Origin of the sequence: Grylomicrobium aquisgranense (genome assembly GCF_033971865.1) — a bacterium.
In the GTDB taxonomy this organism is placed as follows: Bacteria; Bacillota_I; Bacilli_A; order Erysipelotrichales; family Erysipelotrichaceae; genus Bulleidia; species Bulleidia massiliensis.
In genome coordinates this window covers 1-24,630 of sequence record NZ_JALBUR010000008.1, presented here as the reverse complement: position 1 = coordinate 24,630, position 24,630 = coordinate 1, and the positions used below count along the sequence as shown (strand labels likewise).

General features: G+C 45.5%; 24 protein-coding genes. 9 read left to right on the top strand and 15 right to left on the bottom strand.

Features of this window, described 5'->3' with window-relative positions; translation table 11 throughout:
- Positions 1-17: 17 nt before the first annotated feature.
- Positions 18-227, bottom strand: coding sequence for a hypothetical protein (locus MOZ60_RS04645; protein WP_370595821.1), 210 nt, complete (start codon positions 225-227; stop codon positions 18-20).
- Positions 228-771: 544 nt separating this feature from the next.
- Between MOZ60_RS04645 and MOZ60_RS04640 the strand changes: the two genes are divergently transcribed.
- Positions 772-1,089: a hypothetical protein gene (locus tag MOZ60_RS04640; protein WP_277635577.1), complete on the top strand. Its 318-nt coding sequence runs from the start codon at positions 772-774 to the stop codon at positions 1,087-1,089.
- Positions 1,090-1,206: 117 nt separating this feature from the next.
- Positions 1,207-2,274 (top strand): GGDEF domain-containing protein, encoded by a 1,068-nt coding sequence (locus MOZ60_RS04635; protein WP_277635578.1) that lies wholly within the window; start codon positions 1,207-1,209, stop codon positions 2,272-2,274.
- Between the two features lie 15 nt (positions 2,275-2,289).
- Here the strand turns inward: MOZ60_RS04635 and MOZ60_RS04630 are convergent, their stop codons facing one another.
- Genes MOZ60_RS04630 through MOZ60_RS04620 form a run of 3 tightly spaced genes read right to left on the bottom strand, consistent with a single transcriptional unit; the run spans position 2,290 to position 4,657 of the window.
- Positions 2,290-3,315, bottom strand: a complete 1,026-nt coding sequence (locus MOZ60_RS04630) for a P1 family peptidase (RefSeq protein WP_370595820.1) — start codon at positions 3,313-3,315, stop codon at positions 2,290-2,292.
- A complete protein-coding gene (locus MOZ60_RS04625; RefSeq protein WP_370595819.1) occupies positions 3,312-4,049 on the bottom strand; it encodes a gamma-glutamyl-gamma-aminobutyrate hydrolase family protein in 738 nt (245 codons plus the stop codon). The genes MOZ60_RS04630 and MOZ60_RS04625 overlap by 4 nt, the downstream gene beginning before the upstream one ends.
- Positions 4,046-4,657 carry a C39 family peptidase gene (locus MOZ60_RS04620; protein ID WP_370595818.1) on the bottom strand — a complete coding sequence of 204 codons (612 nt, stop codon included), beginning with the start codon at positions 4,655-4,657 and terminating at the stop codon, positions 4,046-4,048. Before MOZ60_RS04620 ends, MOZ60_RS04625 begins: the two co-directional genes overlap by 4 nt.
- A gap of 174 nt (positions 4,658-4,831) precedes the next feature.
- Between MOZ60_RS04620 and MOZ60_RS04615 the strand changes: the two genes are divergently transcribed.
- Positions 4,832-5,680: an aldo/keto reductase family protein gene (locus tag MOZ60_RS04615; protein ID WP_108775453.1), complete on the top strand. Its 849-nt coding sequence runs from the start codon at positions 4,832-4,834 to the stop codon at positions 5,678-5,680.
- Between the two features lie 21 nt (positions 5,681-5,701).
- Here MOZ60_RS04615 and MOZ60_RS04610 read toward each other — a convergent pair whose 3' ends face one another.
- Together MOZ60_RS04610 and murQ are read right to left on the bottom strand one after the other, a co-directional pair.
- Complete coding sequence (locus MOZ60_RS04610; RefSeq protein ID WP_370595817.1) at positions 5,702-7,072, bottom strand: MATE family efflux transporter; 1,371 nt, start codon at positions 7,070-7,072, stop codon at positions 5,702-5,704.
- Positions 7,073-7,202: 130 nt separating this feature from the next.
- Positions 7,203-8,093, bottom strand: a complete 891-nt coding sequence (murQ, locus tag MOZ60_RS04605; protein WP_370595816.1) for an N-acetylmuramic acid 6-phosphate etherase — start codon at positions 8,091-8,093, stop codon at positions 7,203-7,205.
- 147 nt (positions 8,094-8,240) lie between these two features.
- Between murQ and MOZ60_RS04600 the strand changes: the two genes are divergently transcribed.
- Positions 8,241-9,098 carry a MurR/RpiR family transcriptional regulator gene (locus MOZ60_RS04600; RefSeq protein WP_370595815.1) on the top strand — a complete coding sequence of 286 codons (858 nt, stop codon included), beginning with the start codon at positions 8,241-8,243 and terminating at the stop codon, positions 9,096-9,098.
- Positions 9,099-9,163: 65 nt separating this feature from the next.
- Here MOZ60_RS04600 and nagB read toward each other — a convergent pair whose 3' ends face one another.
- Positions 9,164-9,889 carry a glucosamine-6-phosphate deaminase gene (nagB, locus tag MOZ60_RS04595; protein ID WP_370595814.1) on the bottom strand — a complete coding sequence of 242 codons (726 nt, stop codon included), beginning with the start codon at positions 9,887-9,889 and terminating at the stop codon, positions 9,164-9,166.
- 204 nt (positions 9,890-10,093) lie between these two features.
- Here nagB and MOZ60_RS04590 point away from each other — a divergent pair, with 204 nt between their 5' ends.
- Together MOZ60_RS04590 and MOZ60_RS04585 are read left to right on the top strand one after the other, a co-directional pair.
- On the top strand, positions 10,094-10,315 hold the full coding sequence (locus MOZ60_RS04590) for an integrase core domain-containing protein (protein ID WP_370595813.1): 222 nt from the start codon (positions 10,094-10,096) through the stop codon (positions 10,313-10,315).
- 86 nt (positions 10,316-10,401) lie between these two features.
- Positions 10,402-10,752, top strand: coding sequence for a holo-ACP synthase (locus MOZ60_RS04585; RefSeq protein WP_370595812.1), 351 nt, complete (start codon positions 10,402-10,404; stop codon positions 10,750-10,752).
- Here MOZ60_RS04585 and MOZ60_RS04580 read toward each other — a convergent pair.
- The 3 genes from MOZ60_RS04580 to MOZ60_RS04570 all read right to left on the bottom strand — a co-directional run bounded on the left by MOZ60_RS04580 (position 10,749) and on the right by MOZ60_RS04570 (position 16,303).
- Positions 10,749-11,339 carry a TetR/AcrR family transcriptional regulator gene (locus MOZ60_RS04580; protein WP_370595811.1) on the bottom strand — a complete coding sequence of 197 codons (591 nt, stop codon included), beginning with the start codon at positions 11,337-11,339 and terminating at the stop codon, positions 10,749-10,751. The two genes, MOZ60_RS04585 and MOZ60_RS04580, sit on opposite strands and share 4 nt — an antisense overlap.
- 113 nt (positions 11,340-11,452) lie before the next feature.
- Positions 11,453-14,014, bottom strand: a complete 2,562-nt coding sequence (locus MOZ60_RS04575; RefSeq protein WP_370595810.1) for a hypothetical protein — start codon at positions 14,012-14,014, stop codon at positions 11,453-11,455.
- A 216-nt stretch (positions 14,015-14,230) separates the two neighbouring features.
- Positions 14,231-16,303, bottom strand: a complete 2,073-nt coding sequence (locus MOZ60_RS04570) for an efflux RND transporter permease subunit (RefSeq protein ID WP_370595809.1) — start codon at positions 16,301-16,303, stop codon at positions 14,231-14,233.
- Between the two features lie 276 nt (positions 16,304-16,579).
- Here MOZ60_RS04570 and MOZ60_RS04565 point away from each other — a divergent pair, with 276 nt between their 5' ends.
- The 3 genes from MOZ60_RS04565 to MOZ60_RS11630 all read left to right on the top strand — a co-directional run bounded on the left by MOZ60_RS04565 (position 16,580) and on the right by MOZ60_RS11630 (position 17,525).
- On the top strand, positions 16,580-16,849 hold the full coding sequence (locus MOZ60_RS04565) for an AAA family ATPase (protein ID WP_277655323.1): 270 nt from the start codon (positions 16,580-16,582) through the stop codon (positions 16,847-16,849).
- Between the two features lie 79 nt (positions 16,850-16,928).
- The gene (locus MOZ60_RS11635) at positions 16,929-17,222 is read left to right on the top strand and encodes a DUF8612 domain-containing protein (RefSeq protein WP_510969495.1); all 294 of its coding nucleotides are present in this window, start codon (positions 16,929-16,931) and stop codon (positions 17,220-17,222) included.
- Positions 17,223-17,270: 48 nt separating this feature from the next.
- On the top strand, positions 17,271-17,525 hold the full coding sequence (locus tag MOZ60_RS11630) for a DUF4143 domain-containing protein (protein WP_510969478.1): 255 nt from the start codon (positions 17,271-17,273) through the stop codon (positions 17,523-17,525).
- A gap of 236 nt (positions 17,526-17,761) precedes the next feature.
- Here MOZ60_RS11630 and MOZ60_RS04555 read toward each other — a convergent pair whose 3' ends face one another.
- The 5 genes from MOZ60_RS04555 to MOZ60_RS04535 form a co-directional block, all read right to left on the bottom strand.
- Positions 17,762-18,154: a hydrogenase maturation nickel metallochaperone HypA gene (locus MOZ60_RS04555; RefSeq protein WP_370595808.1), complete on the bottom strand. Its 393-nt coding sequence runs from the start codon at positions 18,152-18,154 to the stop codon at positions 17,762-17,764.
- Positions 18,147-20,945: an FAD-dependent oxidoreductase gene (locus MOZ60_RS04550; RefSeq protein ID WP_370595807.1), complete on the bottom strand. Its 2,799-nt coding sequence runs from the start codon at positions 20,943-20,945 to the stop codon at positions 18,147-18,149. Before MOZ60_RS04550 ends, MOZ60_RS04555 begins: the two co-directional genes overlap by 8 nt.
- Positions 20,942-21,610 (bottom strand): hydrogenase nickel incorporation protein HypB, encoded by a 669-nt coding sequence (hypB, locus tag MOZ60_RS04545; RefSeq protein ID WP_277655321.1) that lies wholly within the window; start codon positions 21,608-21,610, stop codon positions 20,942-20,944. Before hypB (MOZ60_RS04545) ends, MOZ60_RS04550 begins: the two co-directional genes overlap by 4 nt.
- Positions 21,607-22,296, bottom strand: coding sequence for a hydrogenase nickel incorporation protein HypB (gene hypB, locus MOZ60_RS04540; RefSeq protein WP_370595806.1), 690 nt, complete (start codon positions 22,294-22,296; stop codon positions 21,607-21,609). Before hypB (MOZ60_RS04540) ends, hypB (MOZ60_RS04545) begins: the two co-directional genes overlap by 4 nt.
- Before the next feature lie 296 nt (positions 22,297-22,592).
- On the bottom strand, positions 22,593-24,287 hold the full coding sequence (locus MOZ60_RS04535) for an IS1634 family transposase (protein ID WP_370595805.1): 1,695 nt from the start codon (positions 24,285-24,287) through the stop codon (positions 22,593-22,595).
- Positions 24,288-24,630: the final 343 nt, after the last annotated feature.

The following is a 24,630-nucleotide window of genomic DNA, read 5'->3' as shown; positions in this document are numbered from 1 at the left end:
GCAGGAATATTCAATCATTATGAGCGTGATGAGCGAACCAAACCGTCAATAAAAAATAAGATACCAATTGCAAATAGAGGAATCACAAACGCATCCCATGAAATATTTCCCAAATAATACTGATTGCCGGGAAAATGAGTCGCAAAATACTTTGAGATGCAGATAGTAAATGGAGAAACTCCAATAAGTATGATTCCCGTGACTTTTAAAATGATGGCTTTTTTCATAATAATATTCCCCATGTTGAATGATCATTCTTTGATCATTAAAAGTAATTGGAAAGAATAAAATGATGCAGAAGGGCAGAAATGGATTAATGAAATGCCATAAACAATATCATAAGACTGCACCATTTAATAAGACCAATCTCCATTTTTGTATCGCATGGGGCTATCGTTCAACATATACGCCTCCTGTAACATACGGTTAGATATGCTTGGTCCATAATGAACTGAATTACAATTATGAAATAATTGAAATCAACATAATTGTCAATATTAATAGCTCGTATTCTATTTCTCAATGTGTTTATTCCATGATCATGTCTCAAATATTGGAAAAGAGAAAATGTCTTAGTCATCCAAAGCATACCTGATATCGTAAAAAATACGGATCGAAGTATCAATTCATTGCGATAATCTGAAGATGCTTTAATTATTTGGCTAGTTCATGATATTAAACTTTTAGAAAGAATAAGGAAAAGAATATGTCAATTTACGAAACACACAAGGGAAAGAAGGCAGCAGCTATGCGGATGCCTTCAGCACCGATATGACCAGAACAGACAGTGTGGGCAATACCTTTTCCACCAGAGTGAACATGTACAGTCCGCTCTATTATCTGCTGCCATCCAGTGCCGGCTACAACACTTCCAAAGTGGCTTCCTATTTCCGGATCAATACCGGCATCTTCCAGAGTGATACTGCCGTCACCACCGAAGCCAACCTTGTCCTTGCCCTGAAAAACTATGGAGCTGACACAGACTATTCCTTCGTCTGGGGACTTGGCCATACGATGGCAGAACGCACTGGCAGCAGCACCACAAACTTCATTGCCTGGGTCAATGAATGCATGGGCACACAGGCGTAAAATATTGCAGCTTCTGAAAGACCAGTGCACAGATACTGGTCTTTTTCTGTCTCACATTGATCATTTCCAGCCAAATTGTACAATTCTTCATAAAACTGTTGTAAGCTGGAACGCGTAATGAATCGCACACAAGCCAAAAGTAAAAAGCAGCACCCATATGCCGAGCAAATCACCCAAATTATTCTTCTGCTGTTTCTGATCGGAGAGCTCTTTCTCTTCCTGACTATCTTCCATCAGATCAATGGCACCTCCAAGGTCATCAACTACGCAGGCATTGTACGCGGCTGTTCACAGCGTGTCGTCAAGCTGGAAATGGCAGATAAAGACAGCGATGATCTCATCCGCTATCTGGATGAAATCCTGGATGGTCTGGAAAACGGTGGTTCCCAATACCACCTTACCAGACTGAAAAGCAGCGATTATCAAGACAAGCTGCAGGAACAGAAAGCACTATGGGCAGATATCAAGAATCAAATCATCTCCCTGCGTGAAGACCGCAGTGAGGACAACGGCGCCATTCTCCTGCAGGAAAGCGAAGATTACTACAGTCTCTGTGATGAAACCGTCTCCCTTGCCCAGTCTTATTCGCAGTCACTTGTCAGAACACTGAACTTCCATGAAATCTTCATCGTACTGGATCTAGCCATCATGAGTGTCATCACATTGCACCGCTACTGGCTGGCCGCCATGACATTCCGGCGCAATTCCGCCATGGAAAAGCAGATGTATGATGATCCCCTCACTGGCATCTACAATCGCAAATACTATGAATCAAGGATCAAATACAGCAGCGGCATCACAGATAGCAGTATTGTCTACATTGACCTTGACCACCTGAAATACATCAATGACAACTATGGCCACAACACCGGTGATGAGTACCTGAAGAAAGCCGTCATCCATCTGAAGAATTCCTTCCGCACTTCGGATCTCATCATCCGCATGGGCGGTGATGAATTCCTTGTCATCTTAAAAGGATGCCGTCTGAAAGCAGCCGAGATTATTATGGACAAAGCTCTCAGCAGTTTCCGTCAGACCAATGACACCAAATACCCGTGCAGTTTCAGCTATGGCATCAGCTATATCAGTGATGATGGCACCAAGACCGTGCCGCAGGCCATTGCTGAAGCCGATATGAAAATGTATGCCTGCAAGAAAGACCATCAGATCATCCGTGGAGAATGACCTGATGGCCTTTTGTTATTTGAGAAACTCAGACAGACTGTGATACACCGTACCATGGATGCCAGTCACAGGTTCGGCTGCCAACAGTGCTGAAAGCACCGCTTCCTCACACATCTCACTGACCGCCTCAAATACCGGATCCAGTATCTGATCCGGATAGGCTGAAAAGCTCTGCATCTTGTCAACAGGCTTCCAGCGGTCAGCAGTTGTAAAGCCAATTACCACCTCACCAGAGCCATTGCCCGTATAGCCGCCCAGTCTGGCAAGCCCATTGGGAACCCTGCGCAGGACTCGTTTTAATTGCCGGGCAGACAGCGGACAGTCCGTTGCCAGAATCATCATGATCGATCCCTTGTCATCCTTCGTTTCTTCAATCTTTCTGGCAATCTCTGCGCCCACATTTCGGCCATGAACACGCAGACACCGCGTGCGGCCGAAGTTTGCCTGCACGAGCAGTCCAAACGTATACGTCTTCTTTTTCAGGCTGACCACACGAGAAGCAGAGCCAATGCCGCCCTTCAGTCCAAAGCAGACCGTACCAGCCCCGGCACCCTCCGACCCCAGTGCAAAGGAATCCGAAGCACTGGCAAATGCCGCCTCCAGCTCTTTTTCGCCCAGGATCCTGTCCTGAATCACATTGCACAAAGAATCATTGCACTCACCAACCACCGGATTGATTGAAGATACCGTAACACCGCGTCGCTTTTCCAAAGCAATCATATGTCCCACCAAAGCATCCGCTATCTTTCCCACATTCAATGTATTGGTCAATACAATCGGTGTTTCCAAAGTGCCAAGCTCATCCATCTGCATCAGTCCCATGCTTTTGCCAAAGCCATTCTGCACATGGCAGGCAGCCGTATACTTGCTTTCAAACACCGAAGGGAATACATCTTCCTTCTGCGGCAGAATCACCGTAATGCCCGTATGATGATCCCTTTCATGGCATGTGTAATGGCCTGCCAGCACACCCGGCACATCGGTGATCAGATTCTGATCACCAGAAGGATAAAAGCTGTCTACCAGATCTGCAGCCTTCATTTTCTTTCACCAAAAGCAGCACTGCGTGCACAAAGATCCGAAAACAGATGATTCATGACCGGATTGCTTTCCAGCAGCCCTTCCGGATGCCACTGCACCGCCACAATCGTTCCCTCTTTGTCCTCCAGTGCTTCAATGACACCATCCCTTGCCCGGCCGCTCACCGACAAACCCGGGGCGGCTTCCTTGACAGCCTGATGATGCATGGAATTGGTCATCACTACACTCTGTCCGAACAGATGTTCCAGATAACTGCTAGGTGTAATCTCCACATGATGGGTCAGATAGCTGCGTTTGCCAGACTGCAGATGCATGAAATGTTTCTTTGACATCTCATCAAGATCCTGCCACAAAGTGCCGCCCATCATCACATTGATAAACTGAATGCCCCGGCAGATGCCCAGCATCGGCATACCCGTACTTCTGGCACACGCAAACGCATTCTTCCATGCCGCGTCAATCTCCGGACGGAATTCACCGCACACCGGCAGGGGTTCCTCCCCATACAGATGCGGATCCACATCTTCCCCGCCCGGAAACAGAATGCCATCCAGACGGCTCATCACAGCACCAGCATCTTCCATCAGCACCTCATGCGGCAGGACAACAGGCACACCGCCATTGACCAGCACCGCATGAATATAATCCGCATTGCAGTACTCCTTTTCAGCACTGACAAACCTCCCCGGCTCATTCATAAACGAATCACCGGCAATTCCAATCAACGGCTTCATAGCCCCTCCTTCTTTGCAAACAGATAAAACCCAGGATCCCGGTTAGCCGTATCATCCAGCAGCACCTGACCAACAGAGCGGCATACATTGCCGTTTTTCTTCACCAGGCCCTCTCTGCCCTTTTCTTCATACTTGTGCGGATAATAGCTGGGATCCAGAATCAGAAACTCCCTGCTATTGTCATCATAATCAAAGACATAAATATAGTGGCCGCCATGAGAATACGTGCCGATATGTCCTTCACGGTCACCGCCGACATTGGCAATGCAAAGACCGCCGCGATCAAGACAGGAAATCACATCCGAAAGATCGTTACTGAAAGACATTGCCAGACTGTACTGATCACACAAAGCCTGTCCAAAGCGCTTCATATCTGTGCCAGGTGAAAGATTGGCCTGTGCATCATATGACAGCTGCACAAGCTCTTCCAGCGGCACTCTGATGCCAAAGAGGTCATACAGCATCATGCCTGCACTGCAAAGACCGCATCCAGCCTCCTTGATCGAACCATGTTCATAGAAAGCAGGATCACTTTTCCCCTGCACATCCGTCAGATATTCAATCTCTGGATGCTCATTCTGATTCAGATAATACATTCCTTTTTCCATAGTCATCCTCTTGAATTGTGTTTCATTATAGCACTCTGGCATATATCTGCCTGAAACTGCACTGCAGGCAGAATAGAGCTGAACGGAATACAATTGTGTCTCCCTGTTTGTTTTCACCTGCTTTCCATCCAGCCATAACTTTCCCCGGTATATAATAGGTACCGGAGGACTATCATGCACGCAATCAATGAAACTGTTACAAACCTGCATAATGGCGTCCGTGTACCGACGCTTGGCTACCGTGTCATTCCCGGCCATGCCAATACTGTCAACAATGTTCTGACTGCTCTGTCTGCCGGCATCCGGCACTTTGATATATCAAGCCACCCTGATGTGGAAAAGGCATTTGCCAAAGCAGCATCAAAAACAAATGTACCCCGTGAGGAGCTGTTTTTAACGGTGCGCATCGCCAATGAAGACCATGGCTATGAACGCGCCATTCATGCATTCCGCAACTCTTTGACCAGATTACAGACAGACTATGCCGACCTGCTGATGATCGACTGGCCGAATCCAAAGATGTACCGCGATAACTATGAACAAATGGCCATCGAGACATGGAAAGCACTGGAAACGGCTTATAAGAGCGGTGCTGCCAGAGCCATTGGCGTTGCCAACTATGAAGCCAGGCACATTGAATTCTGCCTCGAGCATTCTGAAATTGCCCCGATGGTTAATGAAGCACGCATTTATCCAGGCTTTCCGTTTACAGACAACCTGTACTGTGCCAATGAACACCGCATCCAGACCGAAGGATTCCTGCCTGAAAACTACCAGGCTGTCCTGCAGTCCAGAGAGCTTGGCATCTTTGCGGAAAAGTACAAAGTGACACCATTGCAGATCTTTGTGCGTTACCTGTTTGAAAAAGGATGTATTGCTCTGCTCTATGGCGAAGATCAAAAAGAGCTGGAAAGCTGCTTCAATGCCTACAACTTCCAGCTCAATCCTGATGATGTCAAATACATGGATGTCATGAAAAACTACGGTCCGGAAAATATCAATCCGGATGAAGCCGATTTCTAAGGAATGCGCAGCATTCCTTTTTTACTGCAGTCTTGCCAGTGCCTGGGCCTCTTTGATCTTTCTGTCTGTCACGTTCATGCAGTGGATGCTTAACGGAATTAGAAACAAAGATGCTGTTGTCCAGGCTGTCTGGTCTGCCCAGGTGATGGCATCATAGCCAAAGCGGCCGACAAAGCCAACCGTCACTGTAATGCGGGCTGCCATCTCAATCAGGCCGGCAAACATCGCCAGTGAAGAAAAGCCAAGACCCTGCACCATCATTCTGGATGTAATCAGAATGCCAAGCGCCGGATAGAAGAAACCCATCCTGCGCAGATACTTCGCACTGGCATCCAGCACAGCTGCTTCCTTTGCGGATACAAACAGCATACTCATCGCACGGCCTAAGAACACCATGACCGCACATGCAAACATGCCATAAATCACCGCTGTCAGAAGACCATCCCGGTAGCCTTCATGAATACGCTTGATATCATTGGCACCATTGTTCTGCGAGACAAACGTACTGACAGCAGAGCCAATCGCATCAAACGGGCACATCATCAGCTGCTTGATGCGCAGGCCTGCCGTAAAACCAGACACATACACGGTGCCAAGAGAGTTATTTCCCGACTGCATGACCATAGAGCCAATGGCAGTGATCGAAAACTGCAGGCCCATCGGCAGGCCCATGCCAAGCAGTGACTTGGAATGCATGCCATCCATGACCATATCTTCCCTGTGCAGATGCAGAAGAGCAAACCGCCTGTGTATCAATAACAGGCACAGAACACCGCTGACCGCCTGTGAGAAGATGGTCGCAATGGCCGCCCCGGCACAGCCCCAGTGCAGCACAAGAATACAGAAGAAATCCAGGCCGATGTTCAAAATGGCAGAAAAGGCCAGAAAATAAAACGGCGTCTTTGAATCACCGATGGCCCGCAGAATGGCACTGAGATAGTTATACAAAAGGGTAAACGGAATACCGCCGAAGATGATGACCAGATACCAGTAGGCATTGGTGTAGATTTCATCGTTGACCTGCAATAGATGCAGAATCGCCGGACATAACAGCACTGCAGCCAGGGTAATGAACACACCCAGAATGGCCGTCCACACAGCACCGCCAAACTCATACCGCCGCATATCGCGTTCATCACCGGCCCCAAACCGGGTAGCCACGGGAATGGCAAAGCCCTGACAGATGCCCATGCAGAAACCAAGCACAAGGAACTGGACACTGGAAGTAGCGCCAACGGATGCCAGCGCCTTGGAGCCAAGCGTCTGACCCACAATCGCCGCATCCATCATGTTATAAAACTGCTGAAACAGATTTCCCAGCAGCAGCGGAATACTGAAACTCAGAATCAGTTTCAAGGCATTCCCACTGGTCATGCTCTTCTTCATATCCACTTTCCCCCATTTATTAAGAATACGTAAAATGATAGCACAGGCATCAGGGTTTGGCGGCTTATCTCTCACCATAATAAAAAAGCCGGAAGCCATCACTTCCAGCCTTCGCAGACATTTCGCCCAGCTTCTGTCACTTCACCATGATGGCTTCACGCACATGCCCGTGGCTGCGATCAAGACGCTGTAAAGCTTCTTCTTTCGTACAGGAAGACAAAATCATGACAATCGCCGTCTTGCAGCTGCCGCCAGCATCCTGCAGCGTCTTTTCTGCCGTCACTGCATCCACGTCCGCTGCTTCCATGACAATATTTCTGGCCCGTACCTGCAGTTTCTCATTAGACTGCACCACATCCACCATCAGATTCTGATATGCCTTGCCAGCCCGTACCATGGCCGCAGTTGAAATCATATTCAGAATCATCTTCTGCGCAGTACCTGCCTTTAACCGCGTCGACCCAGTCAGCACCTCCGGCCCGCTTACCGCCTCAATGACGATCTGTGCCTCTTTGCCAATCAAAGAATCCTTGTTGCATGCAATTGACGCCGTATGGCAGCCAAGCGAGTTCGCATAGCGCAAAGCGCCGATGACATAGGGCGTTCTGCCACTGGCCGCAATACCAATCACAAAATCCTCTTTCACCAGATGATGCGCTGCAAGATCCTTCTCTCCCAGTTCCAGTGAATCCTCCGCACCTTCCACGGCATGAAACATTGCCTGCTGCCCACCGGCAATCAGCCCAATGACCACATCATCCTTCACACCGAAAGTCGGCGGACATTCGGCAGCGTCCAGTACGCCAAGACGGCCGCTGGTTCCAGCCCCCACATAAAACACCCGATGTCCGCCTGACACCGCATCACCTGCACACGCCGCAGCTTTTGCAATAGCCGGCAGCGCCGGTGCAATCGCCGCAGGAATCGCTGCATCCTCCCTGTTCATCTCTGTCACAATCGCCAGCGTATCCCAGCTGTCCAGATCCATCGTATGCGGATTGCGCTGCTCCGTTGTCAGCTTTTTCAAATTCAATCCCACCAGAACCAACCCCTTTCTTACCTGATAACCTCAGTGTAAAACCGTGTCTTATATTTTCAATAGATTAAATTCACTATGCAATAAAGTTTCAGAGATTGTACAATTGTTCTGTAGTAAACTACATATTGTTCAAATATGAAAAACGTTACCATCTTATTGCGCGAAAATGCTGATTATCTCAACCCGGCCGAAAAAGCCGCCGCTGAGTATATTCTGAAAAACCCATCCAGTGCGTCCAGCCAGTCTGTTCAGCAGATTGCTGCCAATGCTTTTGTCTCTCCCGCTGCCGTTGTCCGTATGTGCAAATCCCTTGGCTTCAAAGGCTTCAAGGAATTCAAGACTGCTTTAACCGCAGATCTTGCCTCCCAGAGCGTGACTTTTTCACTGAGTCAGGAAGATATCCAGAAGGGAGATTCCCTCAGCGATATCATCCATAAAGTCACCCAGAAAAACATCCAGTCGCTGTATGATACGCTGCGCCTGATGGATCCTGATGAACTTGACAAGTGCATTAAAGCAATGCACAAGGCAAAACAGGTCAAACTGTTCGGGCTGGGAGCCTCCCTGATTGTTGCCAAAGATGCCTACCTCAAGTTTCTCCGCATCAACAAGAACTGTATCATCAACGAAGACTGGCATGCCCAGCTGATCTGTGCCCGCAACAGTACACCCGATGATCTTGGCATCATCATCTCTTATTCAGGCGAAACAGAGGAAATGATCACTTGTGCCCAGGAGCTGAAGAAGAACGGCACGCCGATCATGGCCATCAGCAGATGTGTCGCCTCTTCCATTGCAAAAATGGCAGACATGCACCTGTATACAACTGCCAATGAATCACTATTCCGCTCCGGCTCCATGAGCAGCCGGATCTCCCAGCTCAATATCATTGATATTCTGTATACCGCCTATGCCAACAGTGAATATGACTATGCGATGGCAGAGTTGAAGAAGACGCATATCAAAAAAGAACATCAGGATGAAAAAGACTGACAAAGAGGCTGCCGTCAAATGACAGCAGCCCCTTTCTCATATGCATTTATACTTTTCAATGATGATTAAAGCTTTGACGCAGCAGCTTCATCCAGGAATACCACTGTGTCAGGATGTTTCTGCAGAATGCTTGCCGGGCAGGATGTGCTGACAGGTCCCTTGACCATGTCATGCACTGCCTGTGCCTTGTTAGCACCCGTCGCAATCAAGATAATCTTCCGGCAGCGCATGATATCCGCAAGACCTGTGGTGATTGCCATGGTCGGCACCTTGGATTCATCATGATCAAAGAAACGAGCGTTATCATGAATCGTCTGCTGTTTCAGATGAACAAGATGCACCAGGGAATCAAATGGCGTGCCAGGTTCATTGAAAGCAATGTGGCCATCCGAGCCAATGCCCAGTACCTGCAGATCAATTCTTACCTTTGCAAGCATGTTCTCATAATCATGGCATGCCTTTTCTTCATCCTGGGCACAGCCACACGGAATATGAATATTCTCTTCCTTCACATCGATATACTGGAACAGCTTTTCATGCATGAATGTGTAATAACTCTGCGAATGATTCTGCGGCAGACCCACATACTCATCCAGATTATATGTCACCACATCCTGATACGATGTCCCGTTTTCAGAATGATCCTTTGCCATCAATGCATACAGGCCCTCAGGAGAACTGCCCGTAGCCAGTCCCAGTACTGCATCCTTCTTCTCACTCACCGTATTCTTCATCACCTTGAAAGCAGCCTCAGCAACATGCTGTACATCCGGTGCAACAACAATTTTCATCACATATCTCCAATCTGCTGTGGAAACCACTGCATACCACATTCTAGACATTCCTGCCTGCTTTGATGAATCAGAATCTGAAATATTATTTCAGTGCGCAGAAAAAGCACGATCCAAGAAAAAGTGAGGGAAAGTCTGCCTGAAAAGAATGAAACATCCATTCTCTCTTTCCGCACAAATTTTCCGCACGTCAACCAGCAGAAGATGGCTCAGTATCAGCAGATTCTGAAGGAACATAAGATCGTGCAGTCAATGTCCAGAAAAGGCAGCTGTCTGGACAACTGCATCATGGAAAACTTCTTCGGCAGGATGAGGAACGAAATGTTCTATGGGCATGAATATGAATTCAAAAGCCTGGATGAGCTGAAGAAAGCCATGGAAGAATATCTTGCCTATTACAACACGGAACAGATCCAAGTCAGATGAAAAGGCCTGACGCCTTGCGAGGCAAGGAGCCAAGCCTTAAAATCTAACTAACTTATTTTGTCCAACGAATTGGGTTCACTCCAAGCATGCGCAGTATTCCTCCGCTTTTTTACGTTACAATTTCAAATATGACAGGCATAGATATCGTAGACATTTCACGCATACAACTTCTTCCATCCTTTATAAACAGAGTACTCACACCTGAAGAACAAGAAGAATACAAACAAAGGAAAACGGAACGGCTCCAAAAAGAATACATTGCCGGCCGTTTTGCGGCCAAAGAAGCCATCTTCAAAATGACTCAGGACAAAAACTATCTTCACTACAGTATTCTTCGCCAAAAAACCGGACAGCCTTATGTAAAAGACCATCCGGAAATAGAAATCTCCATTTCACATGATGCCGGCATTGCCATTGCCATTGCCGTTTCTCATTAATCCTTATTGAAAGAACCTCTGATCATCGAAAAGATCTCTGGCTTAAACATATCAATATCATCCGGGAAATGATCAATAATCGCACTATAACAAACCGAGGCAATCATTGAAAACAATGCATAGATTCTTAACAAAATCTTATGTTCTTCCAAACCAGATGACTCCGAATACTGTTCAATCATATCTCGTATAGATGACATCAAAGGATCATCCGTAGAGATAAACTCTTCTTCTGTAATTGGCCAGGTAAAGTCCTTTTTTAATACCTGCACTGTGCCTGTATCATTCTTAAAATAATCAATCAGATAATCCGCCATCTGTACCAGGTTCTCAATAAAAGACCTGTTTTTATTTACCCGTGCATATGCATTCTGCAATAAGGTATAGCTGATTCTCTTAATCAGAGACTTCAGAATATCTTCTTTATCATGAAAGTACAGATAAAACGTTCCTTTAGCAATACCCGCTTTCCGACAAATCTGGTCTATCGTTGTACTCGATATCCCCTTATCCATAAACAGCTCATACGCACTGTTCAGAAGATTTTCTCTCTTCTTTTCTTTTTTCTTGGTGATCAAGCTTTCCATATAACGCCTGCTTTTCTAAGATTATAACTTTCCTCTCTAATGAATAAAAGTCATTCCTAAACAAAAGGATCCGATCCAACGGACCAGATCCTCGAGAGGGATAGCACTTTTAATTACTTATCACTGTCATCCGCATTGATAGTATCCGTCTTGAAGATAAACCGAACTGTATTGTTCTTATCCTCAAGTGCACCACCATACGTTGTATAGTTCGCACCAGAATCAAAGATACTCTTCACTCTGTCAACAACCGATGTCAGCTCATCGCCAAAGATATCAGAGATCTTCTTGATACCTTCATCATAGAACTGCTGCATACCATTCATAAGAGTACCAGCACCATCATCAAGCTGTACAATACCATCCTGCAATGTACCAACACCACTGTTCAACTGATCAGCACCATTACTTAATGTCTTAGCACCATCGGACAGACTTGTTGCGCCATTTAATAACTGTAATGCCCCAGCAGAGAGATTACCTGTTCCATCCATCAATTGAGAAGAACCCGCAGCCAGAGACTTTGTGCCTTTGCTTAATGTATTAGCTCCATCACTCAACTGTGAAGATCCGGTAACAGCCGTAGAAGTACCGTCTTTCAATTGAGATGTACCAGCCTTTAACTTGGAAGTGCCAGCCTTCAGCTGAGATGCACCACTCTTCAAACTTGCTGCACCTGTATTCACCTGATCCGCACCAGTTGATAACTTTGATGTACCCGCAGCTAGACTTGCAGCACCCTTAGAAAGCTTACCTAATCCTTTATCACCAGCTAACTGACTTAAGCCATCACTTAACTGCTGTGTTCCATCTGTCAGTTTCTTCAACTCAGCCTGTGTCTTATCAGATGTCAACTGATCATTCGCAGCAGAGACCTTCGTATTGGCTTCATCTGCGCCAGCCTTAATCTGGTCAGCACCAGCTTTGATACTATCTGCACCTGTCTTAATGCTATCAGCGCCTGTCTTGATACTACCTGCACCCTGTGAAGCTGCAGCCACTTCCTGCTGAATTGCACCAATATTGTTAGCAGCGTTGTTTAAACCATCCGTTGTTGCTTGAGATGTTTTTTTCAAAGTATCACTTAACTGCTGAATAGAAGCCATATATGCATTACGCTGTGTTTCATCTGGTATAGAGTCTGCATATTTAGCTAAAGCCGCCACCTGGTTTGTAATTGCATCCTGGGCAGCAGTATTAGAAGCAGAAGATGCAAGTCCACTCTTAATTGCATCAAGATTAGCATTTACACTTCCAACTGTTTGTCCTTGAACCTGTACAGGATCCTTAGATGTCAGAATGTTCTGAATTGACTCAGCACCTGTGGAAATAGATTGTGCACCTGTAGAAATAGATTGTGCACCTGTAGAAATATCTCCTGCACCTTTAGAAATAGCACTTAAGCCATCCAGAAGTGTCTTCGCCTTAGATGTCAAACCTCTTAATTGACTTACTAAAGACTGCACACCTGTATTAACAGAAGATGCACCTGTAGAGAGCTTATTTGCGCCAGTCAATGCAGACTGAGCACCCTTTGCAAGATCCTGTGCACCAGAATCAGCTGTCTTCATATTAGATGCTAAGGAATATGTACCATCTGCTAACTGGGAAGCACCATCATTTAGCTGTGCTGCACCATCATCAACCTGGCCAGCACCATTCTTTACCTGATCTGCGCCATTATCTAACTGCACAGCGCCATCTTTTAACTGAGAAGCACCATCCGCCAACCGAGAAGCACCATCATTCACTTGATTAGCACCATCGTTTAATTGCTTTGCACCATCATTCACTTGATTAGCACCATCATTTAATGTTGCTGTTCCATTCTTCAACGTACCAGCACCACTGCTCAAGGTCTTTGTGCCATCAGCCAATGACTGAGAACCATCCTTTAAGGTATTAGCCCCATCCTTCAACCGGGAAGTACCATCTTTCAGTGTCTTAGTTCCATCAACCAACTGAGTAGCCGCATTATCCAGATCATTCACACTGTTGGTCAGATCAGACAGATCAATATCCTCCGATCCAGCCAGATCATTCAATAAGTTGCTTGATGCATATGTCATGGACATATCAATACCGAAGTTTGTTGTATCACCCTCGATCTCAACATATTCCGGAATATCATAGTTATCCAAATCAATATCATCATAGGAATCAAGCTTCAGAGAATCCTTTAAACCTGGGAAGGCAATACCATAGACAATATCATTGTTCTCATACTGAATCATCTTTCCATTTGTGACAGATACATTCGAGAAAGAATCATTCAGAATTAAACCAGTTACCATTGCAAACGGAACTTTAACAGTTTCGGTCTGACCATTAATCGCAACCTGTTCCGTCGCATTATTTGTATAGTCATACCGAATCTTTATATGACCTGAAGCACCACTGATCTGATCAGCACTTACTTCCTGATCATTCAGATAATATGTAACCTTAACATCTACCGGAATTTCCTTATCAGATGTACCCTGATAAGAAATATCTTTTCCATCTGACTGCCAAGTGATATTACCATCTGCATCCTGAGTGAACTCTTCATCACCTGACACATTAATAATAGCCTTCAGATCAGAATAATCCTTAATGGAACCACTCTGTCCAGCTGTATGCAGCTTATCAGAAACAATCACCTTATTCTGCTGCCCATTTGCATCGGTGAACACATAGACGGTTTCTTCCTTGCCTGTCTGATCAGAACTATAGGAAAGAGCTTTCGTCGTATCAGAAGATTTTTCCTCTGTCTTTTCACTGTCTTTGTTATTATCCGCAGAAGAATCACTCTCTGCATATACCGAGCAGCCAACCAATGAAGCTGCCAATACCGCAGCACCCGCTGCCCTGAGAAATTTTTTCATATTTGATTTCCTCCTTTTGTTGTATCAGCCTTTCTGCTTCATGGATGTCTTGTCAATCACCTTGTCCAGAAGCACAAGCATACTTGGAAGTACGAATATAACGCACATCATAGAAATAAGAGCACCACGTGCCATCAGTATGCATAGCGATGAAACCATATCAATATTGGAATAAAGACCTACACCGAATGTTGCCGCAAAGAAAGCAACCGCACTAGTGAGAATTGAATTTGCACTGGTTGTCAAAGCCTGTTTAATTGCCTCATGCTTTTCAACCCCATGGCCACGCTCACGACGATATCTTGTTGTTAAGAGAATGGCATAGTCAACCGTCGAACCCAACTGAATCGTTGATACGATAATCGATGCAATGAACGGCAGCTCCGTTCCCGTATAACATGGAATACCTAAGTTAATAAAGATACCTAAATAGATAACTGCAACCAGAATAAATGGCAGAGAAATTGAACGGAATACCAATGCAATGATCACAAAGATAATACCAATAGATACCGAACTAACTGTCGCAAAGTCCTGATTGGTTATCTCAATCAGATCCTTTGTCGCAGGAGCCTCACCAATTAACATGGAGTTGCTATCATATGTCTTAGCAATCTTCTGCAGCTCACTGATCTGATCACTCACTTCATCAGACGCAACCTTATACTTAGAGCCAATCATAATTAACTGCCAGTTACCATCTTCCAGAGAATTTCTGATATTATCCGGAATCATCTCCTTAGGCAGATCAGATGGCTTAATTGTATTCAGACCAATGACGAACTTCACGCCATCTACGTCTTCCATCTGATTTGCCATCTTTTGAATATCCTTATCTGAAACATCCGAATTAATCATCAGTACATGTGTTGCCTGCTGATCAAATTCATCAGCCAACTTGTTATTGGCAATAATTGAATCAAAGGAGGAAGGAAGACTTCTATCCAGATTGTAATATACCTTCGTGTGTGTATAACCATAATAAGCTGGTCCAAGCAGTACACATGCAATCACCAGGAATACAACCGAATGCTTTGTAACCCAGCCGCCAATCTTACCCACATCAGGCATAACTGGCTTATGACTTGTCTTCTTAAGAAGCTTATCAAAGCAGAGAACCAATGACGGAAGAATCGTAACACAGCTGATTACGCCAAACAGAACACCCTTTGCCATAACCAAGCCAAGATCCAGACCTAAGGTAAACCGCATAAAGCAAAGGGCAATAAATCCAGCAATCGTCGTTACAGAAGAACCAATGATCGAAGAGAAGGTCTCCTCAATGGCTTCTTCCATTGCCTGATCTCTTTCCTTGCCTTCCTTTAATCTTGCCGAGTATGAATGCCATAGGAAGATGGAATAATCCATCGTCACGCCCAACTGCAGCACTGCCGCAATGGCCTTGGTAAGGTAAGATATTTGCCCCAGTATCAGGTTATTCGATCCTAAATTATAAATAATTGCACATCCAATAGATGCTAAGAACAGGAATGGAACGATATAAGAGTCCATTGCCAACATCAATACAATCACAGAAAGCAAAACGGCAATACCAACATATACAGGTGCTTCCTTATCGGCCAGATTCTTTGTATCAATCAACACAGCAGTCATACCTGATAAGAAGCACTGCTTATTGGCAATCTGACGGATCTGTGTGCAGGCCTCCATCGTACCATCCTCAGATGTGGTCTGATCAAAAACGATCACCATCATCGTCGCATCTTTATCGCCATTGTTGAAAACCTTATAAATCTCATCCGGCAACATTTCCTTCGGAATAGACAGATCAGCGACTGAATCATACCAAAGTACATTCTTAACATGATCTACCTTTTCAATCTGAGCCTTCATCTTGGAAACGTCTTTATCACTCATGCCCTCACAAATAAACATAGAGAAGGCACCGGTTCCAAACTCATCTTCCAATATATCCTGTCCCTTCATCGTATCGATGTCTTTCGGCAGGTATGTGAGCATATCGTAATTCACCTTGGTATGGAGATAGCCAATCGTTGACGGAATCAGAAGTATCACCGCAATAATCAGCACCAGAATCCGATGTTTTACGACACCCCGGCTGAATTTTTTCAGCATGTTTTCCCTCCTTTGTTCAGTATTTAAAATAATGACCGGAAGTCATATATCATAATACCTACCGTAAAGTTATAATCTTTATCTAATACCGATTCAACCAGAACATTCTAAATAATTGACACTCGGTCATTTTTGTATTTAATTTCTCTGAAATTCTGAAGAAAATTGTTTTTATTAAATGGTCTAACAATAATGGAACGAGGATACCAATCCATTTATGATCCCTCTTTTTATACTTGATGGTAATCACTACAATCTGGTTGTTTATGCAGGTAATTGATTGAAGGGCCGAAACTGTGTGGAAAAATAACCACGGCCGAGCAAAAAGCTAAAAGTATTCACTATATGTCTCTTCCTGAGGATAGGGATGAAAATCTGCGCATGGCTCAGATTAATCCATCATTTCTTTTAACTGGAGCAACGCCAAGACTAATTGATGAATGGCAGATAGCACCGGAGTTATGGGATACTGTTCGTTTTGAAGTTGATCACAGAAACAAGACAGGTCAGTTTATTCTTACCGGTTCGGCCATATCTCCTGAATGAAACAAAGTATTTCATTCGGGTACTGGCAGAATTTTCTAGCTCAGAATGAGGACTATGTCACTGTGAGTCAAACGGTAACATCAATCTTGCGGACCTGTTTGCAGGGAAACGGAATCTTACCTGCCGAGAAAACTGGCCAATTGCAAGGAATCAGGGATCTCAAACATCAATCGAATCCATTCAGCAGAACATGCTTGCCAATGCTATGGACTCTCTGGATATAAAACCCGTCTATTCTTACATTGATGCTTTAAAGATGGCATTTATTATTGAAGATATGCCAGCATGGAATCCAAATCTGAGATCTAAAGCAGCGATACGAACAACTGATACAAGGTATTTCAGTGATCCCTCAATAGGGACAGCCGCTTAAGGTCTTGGGCCACAGGATTTGATACAGGATCTGAATGCGTTTGGCCTGATGTTTGAATCAATGTATATCCGTGATATACGAGTATATTCTGAATCACTTGGTGGACAGGTATATCATTATCGAGATAAAAATGGTCTGGAATGCGATGCTGTGATTCTTCTCAGGAATGGACTATATGGGCTGGTAGAAATAAAATTAGGCGGCGCTAAAACGTTGAATAAGCTTTTCGATAGTATTGACACTGATAAAAAGAAAGAATCTTCTTTCTTAATGGTTCTTACAGCAGTTGGAAAATATGCGTAGCAACGTGCTGATGGAGTATATTGCCCCGATTGGATGTCTAAAAGATTAAGTTAACGAAACTCGTATTCTTCTTCACAAGAAAGAATATATTGTCTATTACAACACGGAACGGATCCAAGTCAGATGAAAAAGGCCTGACGCCTTGCGATGCAAGGAGCCAAGCCTTTTTATCTAACTAACTTATTTTGTCCAACGAATTGGGTTCACTCCAATCCTGCTGACGCTTTCTTTCCTGATTACTGCATCGGTTCAACACTTACACTTGTGTCTTCCTGCTCTGTATCCGTCTCCGCCTCTACTTCCTTGATGATGCATTCATTGCCTGTCACAAGCCACGTATTCTCACTATGGCAATAGGGACAGATTTTGGCATATCTGACAGTTGGATACGTCTTGCCGCAGTCACCGCACATCGTGACAGCAGGAATCTCTTCGATCTTCAGCTCACATTCTGTTAACAGCGGATGCCGGTTCCGGAAATAGTTCCAGCAGTCTGTGAAGTAATCCGTCATGATGCCGGACACTTCACCCACCTGCAGCGTCACTGACCCATACTTTGTGATGTGCTGCTGCACTGCCATGTCATCCAGTGTTTTGGCAAGATGGAAGACAATGCCCATCTCATGCATTGTTGTCTGCTTTCTTCTTGTGGTTGAACAGAATCTTCATCTCACGCTTTGCTGCATATGGCGCAATCAGCTTCATCTTGTCCTCTGCCCTGATCATTCTCGAGGCATCCGGCAGATCACGCTCCAGATGAATCGCATCAAACTCGCATCTGGTTGTACACAGACCACAGCCAATGCACCGGTTGACATCCACCGTTGTTGCACCACAGCCAAGGCATCTCTTTGCCTCTGTGGACACCTGTTCTTCTGTCAATGTTGTGACCGGATTTTCAAACGGATCGTCCACTTTCCGCATTGCCGGCATCTGCCGCTTGGCATTGTCATACGATTCAATCTCAATATCATCCTTGTCCAGGGCAATGAACTCACGCAGATCACGTGCAATGGTCAAAGACTGTCCCTCATGGACGAATCTATGCATGGACTCTGATGCCTTCTTACCTTCGGCAATGGCATCAATTGCAAATCTGGCACCATGATAAATATCACCACCAACGAAGATATCTTCCTCACCAGTCTGATACGTCACTGGATCTGCCTTCACACAGCCATTGCGGGCCAGTTCAACCTTCGTACCCTTGAGAAGATCCTTCCATACCGGTGCCTGGCCAATAGCCTCAACGACATAGCTGCAGGCAATCTCCATCGTATCATTCTCATCATACTGCGGATTGAAGCGTCCTGTTTCATCCTTCACACGCAGGCACTTCTTAAACACAATGCCAGTGACCTTGCCATCCTTTGCCAGGATTTCCTTCGGGCCCCAGCCATTGTGAATCTCAACGCCATCTGCCTTTGCCGCAGCGACTTCATCATCCGCAGCCGGCATTTCATGCTCACCCTCCAGGCACAGCATCGTTACTTTGCCCTTGGTCAGGCGGGCAGCCGTTCTGGCTGCATCAATGGCAACATTGCCGCCGCCGACAATCACCACATCACCATCAAGACTGATGTGATGGTCAACATTGGTACGGTGCAGGAAGGAAACAGCAGACTCCACGCCCTCACTGTCTTCACCCGGTACATTCGTCTTTCTGCCGCCCCAGAGACCAATTGCAAGATAGAAAGCCTTGTAGCCGTCTTTGCGCAGCTGATCAATTGTCACATCTTTGCCAACTTCGCATCCCATGCGGAATTCCACACCCATCTGCTTCAGGACATCAATCTCAGCAGCGAGGATGTTCTTTTCCAGCACAAAGGAAGGAATACCATAGGCAAGCATGCCGCCTGGTTTTTCTTCTTTGTCAAAGACGGTGACATCATAGCCTCTTTCCCGCAGATAGTACGCACAGGAAATACCCGCCGGACCGGCACCGATGACAGCCATCTTATAGTCCGGTCCCCAGAAGCCGCCATGATCTGTTTCACAAAGCGGTACATAGCGCTTATCCGCGTCAAGTTCCTGCATGGCAATGAACTTCTTGATCTCATCAATCGAAACAGCACGGTCAATCGTGCCTCTTGTGCACTCCTGCTCACAGCGCTTGTTGCAGATATAGCCGCACACAGCCGGTAATGGATTATCCTGCTTGATCAGCTTCAAAGCGTCCAGATATCTGCCTTCACCTGCCATGTGCACATAGCCCTGCACAGCCAGATGGGCCGGGCATGCGGTCTTGCATGGCGCCGTTCCGGTTGTATAGCAGTTGATCTTGGCATCCTCACGATAATGCGGATTCCAGTTGTCAGCCGTCCACTTTGTCTCATCCGGCAGCAATGTCTTTGGATACACAAACGGACTGCCATCCTTGTGGCACAGCTTCTGGCCAAGCTTGGCAGCGCCTACCGGACATACCTCTACGCACTTGCCGCAGGCAACGCACTTGTCATGATCCACATGGGCACGGTACGCACTCCGGCTCATATTCGGCGTATTGTACAGCTGGCTTGTACGGATCGCATTGCACACACCCGGGGCACAATTGCACAGACCGACAATCTTGTCCTCGCCATCAATATTGGTTGTCTGATGCACAAAGCCATGACGCTCACTGCGTTCAATGATCTCCAGTGCTTCTTCCTTGGTAATGTAATGGCCGCGGCCTGTATTGACACACCACTCCGCCAGATCGCCTAAGCCGATGCAGCAGTCCTGCTCAATCTCGCCATCGCCTTCACCGCGCATCCTCTGCTGGCGGCGGCATGTACATGCACCCACAGACAGTTTTCCATCATACTTTTCCAGCCAGTGGGAAATATGCTCCACCGGAACAGAAGAGCTTTCCGATTCAATTGCCTTCTCTACCGGAATGACATGCATGCCAACACCCGCTCCGCCTAACGGCACCATCGGCGTAATACCCTCCAGCGGCATCTGCGTCATCAGATTGAAGAACGTCGCAATATTTGGATGTTCCTTGAGAAGCTCTTCATTCATCATCATGAACTCGGCAATACCCGGCACAAAGATCGGCACATCATACTGCAGATGATGATCCTCATTCTCACGGTTTGTCTCAAGACAGCCAATCCACATCAGATGATCCACGATATCCCTGGTATCCTTCATGCTCAGATGATTGCGGCGTGCAATCTCCTCCAGATCCAGATTCACCCTTGTCTTGTGGAAGCTGAGCATCACTTTGACTTCCTGCTTGCTCAGCACCTCATTCAAACACCATACCTCCGGATCATCCTCTTTGATCGTATGGGTATATTTTGCCACATAGCGGTCCGTGATCATTCCGGCAAGCTTGATCAGCAGCCGCTTCTTCTCCGGATCTGTAATCCGATCCGCAGGCCCCGGCTGCCAGTCTCTCTCATTGGTCATTCGATTCTTCTGCTCTTTCATTTCTGTTCTCCCTTTTTCCATGCCTGCACCTGGTCCTTCAGCCAGCCGCACCATGCGTCCATTCCTTCACCAGTTTTCGCCGAAAGCGGAAACACCTCAATATCCGGATTCAGCCGCTTCACGCGTTCCATGCATTTCTCCAATGAAAAATCAAAGTACGCTGCCGTATCCATCTTACTGATCACAAGCGCATCCGCCTTTGAAAACATCAGCGGATACTTCAGCGGCTTGTCATCCCCCTCCGGCACAGACAGAATCATCACATTCTTTCCTGCCCCGGTATCAAACTCCGCCGGACAGATCAGATTGCCCACATTTTCCAGAAATACAAGGTCGATGTCCTGCAGGTTCATATGCCGCAATCCTTCAGCCGTCATGCCGGCATCCATATGGCACATCCCATCGGTATGCACCTGAATGCTCTCGGCACCGTTTTGCGCCATTGTCACCGCATCCACATCACTGGCAATATCTGCTTCCATCACCGCAATATGCACATCCGGCATTGCTTTTACGGTTCCCTTTAACAAGGTTGTCTTCCCAGAACCAGGTGAACTCATCAGATTGATCAGCAGTGTGCCATCCATCTTCATCTTTGCCCGCAGCACATCTGCATCATGGTCATTCGATGCCGTCACGGATTCATGCAGCTCAATCACTTTCATTCTACCATCACCCGCCTTTGAAGATCATTGACCCAGGCATCAAAGCCTGCCCCTGTCTTTGCGGATATCTCAAAGACTTCCATATCCGGGTTCAGCTCTTTTACACGCTTCTTTGCCTTTTCCACATCAAAGTCAAATACCGGCATCACATCAATCTTGTTGATGAGCATGACATCAGACACCTGAAACATCAGCGGATATTTCAGCGGTTTATCATCACCTTCCGGCACAGACAGGATCATCGCCTTCAACTGGGCACCGACATCAAATTCCGCCGGGCACACCAGATTGCCGACATTCTCCAGAAACACAAGATCTACATCATCCAGGCCAAGTTTTACAAGACCTTCGTATGTCATCTTTGCGTCCATGTGGCAGGATCCACCGGTATGTATCTGCAGTGCCTTCGCTCCGGCTTTTTCTACCGTATCCGAATCCACCACAGCATCCACATCTGCTTCCAGCACACCGATGCGGTACTGCCCTTTGAGCATTTCAATCGTCCGCACAAGCGTACTTGTCTTGCCCGCTCCAGGCGTCGACATCACATTCACCAGAAACACATGATGCGCGCGCAGAAGGTCCTCCACCTTCTTTGCCCACACAGCATTGTCCTCCTGGACACTCTCCTTCAATTCCAATACATCAATCGACAAGTTAATTTCCTCACAATTCTCTTTAGACATTGTAGTTGAAAACGCTGTCATCCAACAAGACCACATCCGCAATTATTGCGACACAGCCCGAAAAATGATGTAGAAAACGAAGAAAATTCTGTTAATATTCCGCATCTTTTCACATATTTGGCAAAACCAGACACAAAAAGAGAGTCTTCTGCAGTGAAGGCGGGTGAACAAAGTGAAGTGAACCTTTTCAAACAAGGATCAAACAAGAACCAGACAGCTTTGCAAAATTCATGAATTCGATTAATATAACCTGACTTTAGAAGTTAACGTTAAAAAATGGTGCTAAACCTCCGATATCAGAATCGGAAGTTCAGCACTTTTTCTATTTTTCTGGAGTTCAATATATAGTGATCCAGAGGCAGCTTTGTCATCTCTGCAAATTCCTTTATAAAGGGACTGTTGGTTGCCAGATTGATGTATTTTCCATCTGCTTCTACTACATTGAATTCCTTCATGAAATTGAATATTTCTGATGAAGAGTATTTATTTTTCAAAATCTTAAATTGAAGGATCCTGCCCAGAAGAACTGTCAGATAACAGATCAGAAAATGTCCTTTGATTGTGTCTTCTTTCTGCAAGAATACAGGGCGTGCATCCAGGTCGGATTTCATGATCCGGAAGGATTCTTCAATACGCCAGAGATTGTGATAGGTGCTGTAGATGTCTTTGGGAGCCATATTAACTTCTGAAGTTACCAGCAGGTTATAACCTGCCAGCTTAAGGTCTTTCTCGATTTGCGCTTCATTTATCTCTGTAACCACCTTGTCATCTGTCTTTTCGCCTTTACTGGTTGACTTGAATGTGACGTATTTTGAAGATTCACCATATTCATTTTTCTTGGCCATAGACTGAGATAATCTGGTGGCTTTATCAACCATTTTCATGATTTCAAATTTCTTCTTTTTAGCCAGCTGCGGATTGTATGTTACAACCCGTTTTTCTTTTAAATTGACTGTATGTTTTTTGCCGTCTTTGTCTGTATAGGTATATGGGAATTTGTCGACACATGCCTTCCATTTGTATTTAAGGCTTCCATCTGGGTTCGTAACATTCTGATATCCGTTTTCCAGAAGAACCCATACTTTTTCCTTTTCAGGAAGTGTCTTTACAGATTTAGAGAAGAGATAGCCATCACCATTGCTTACCGCGTTAATGATATTTTCAGAGCAGTTGAGTCCCTTGTCAGCCACCTGTATGGTTTTCCCTTTAATGCCTTGTCTGTTTTTCATAGAGGCAATAATATCCCTGAGAACTGGTTTCTCGGATTCGTTCCCTGGATACATTCTCATCCCAATCGGAATCTGGTTGGCATCCAGCAGAAGGCCAAGCCCAATGATAGGATCTTTCCTGTTTTCCTTACTTGGCCCTTTTCTTCTGAAATCGTCTTCACGGTCAATTTCAAAATAGAAGTTTGTGCAGTCAAAGTATGTTATCGAAGTGGAAAGATCGTACTTTTCGGAAACCTGAGCAGTAAATAATTCAACAATTTTTTCATAATTACTTCCAAGAAACTCTATTCCTTTGAGCATCTGATTATAGGAGTAATCATATTCCTGAAACAGGAATGGCAGCACCTCGTGGAAAGTGCGTAATTTACTGCATGGATTAATAGCACGCGCATAGATCAACGAAAAGAGAACATCAGAAATCTTGAACTGAAAGTCATTAGTAAGCTGATACAGATCGATAAATCTTTTCACCTGCAGCTTTTCGAGAATTGCCTGCAGGGGAAAGTAGCCTAAGGAGCGCATCGGAGAAGAAGCAGAGATGCGTTTGACTTTCTCTTTCTTGCGTTCCTGATTCATCTCTTCAACAACTTGTTTGTAGTGAGTGACAGGATCCGGAATTTCATCAGTCTTCAAATCATTTACATAGCCCAAAGCCTTGTAAGAACGATGGCAGGTCTGTCTCCTTTCCGGGTTGTAGAAAGACTCGTAGATCTGCAGATAGACACCTTTTTTCAGGTTAGATTTCTTAAGAAAGTAGGCCATAGAGCACCCTTCTATATTATAACACCATATCACCATATATAGAATAGTTAAAAAATAAATTTGTCAAATTTTCACGCATCAAAAAAAGCCCATGAAATAGGGCTGAATGATTGATTTGACTAATAAGGACTCCTAAAGATTCATGGTGCTATGCTCTGTTATGTAAAAGCCAATGTCAAGTGCTAGTTTCTGATTTGTATCATTTTCCCTTTGCTGTTGAAGGCATGAGGAAAGAGTCTCGAATTTTCAACAGTTCGCGGTATTTAGCCATTCTGTTATACGTGTATCAGGGACAAATGCTCTCCCACCCCACAGGCCAATGGTTTCGCCGCCAGCTCTGCTG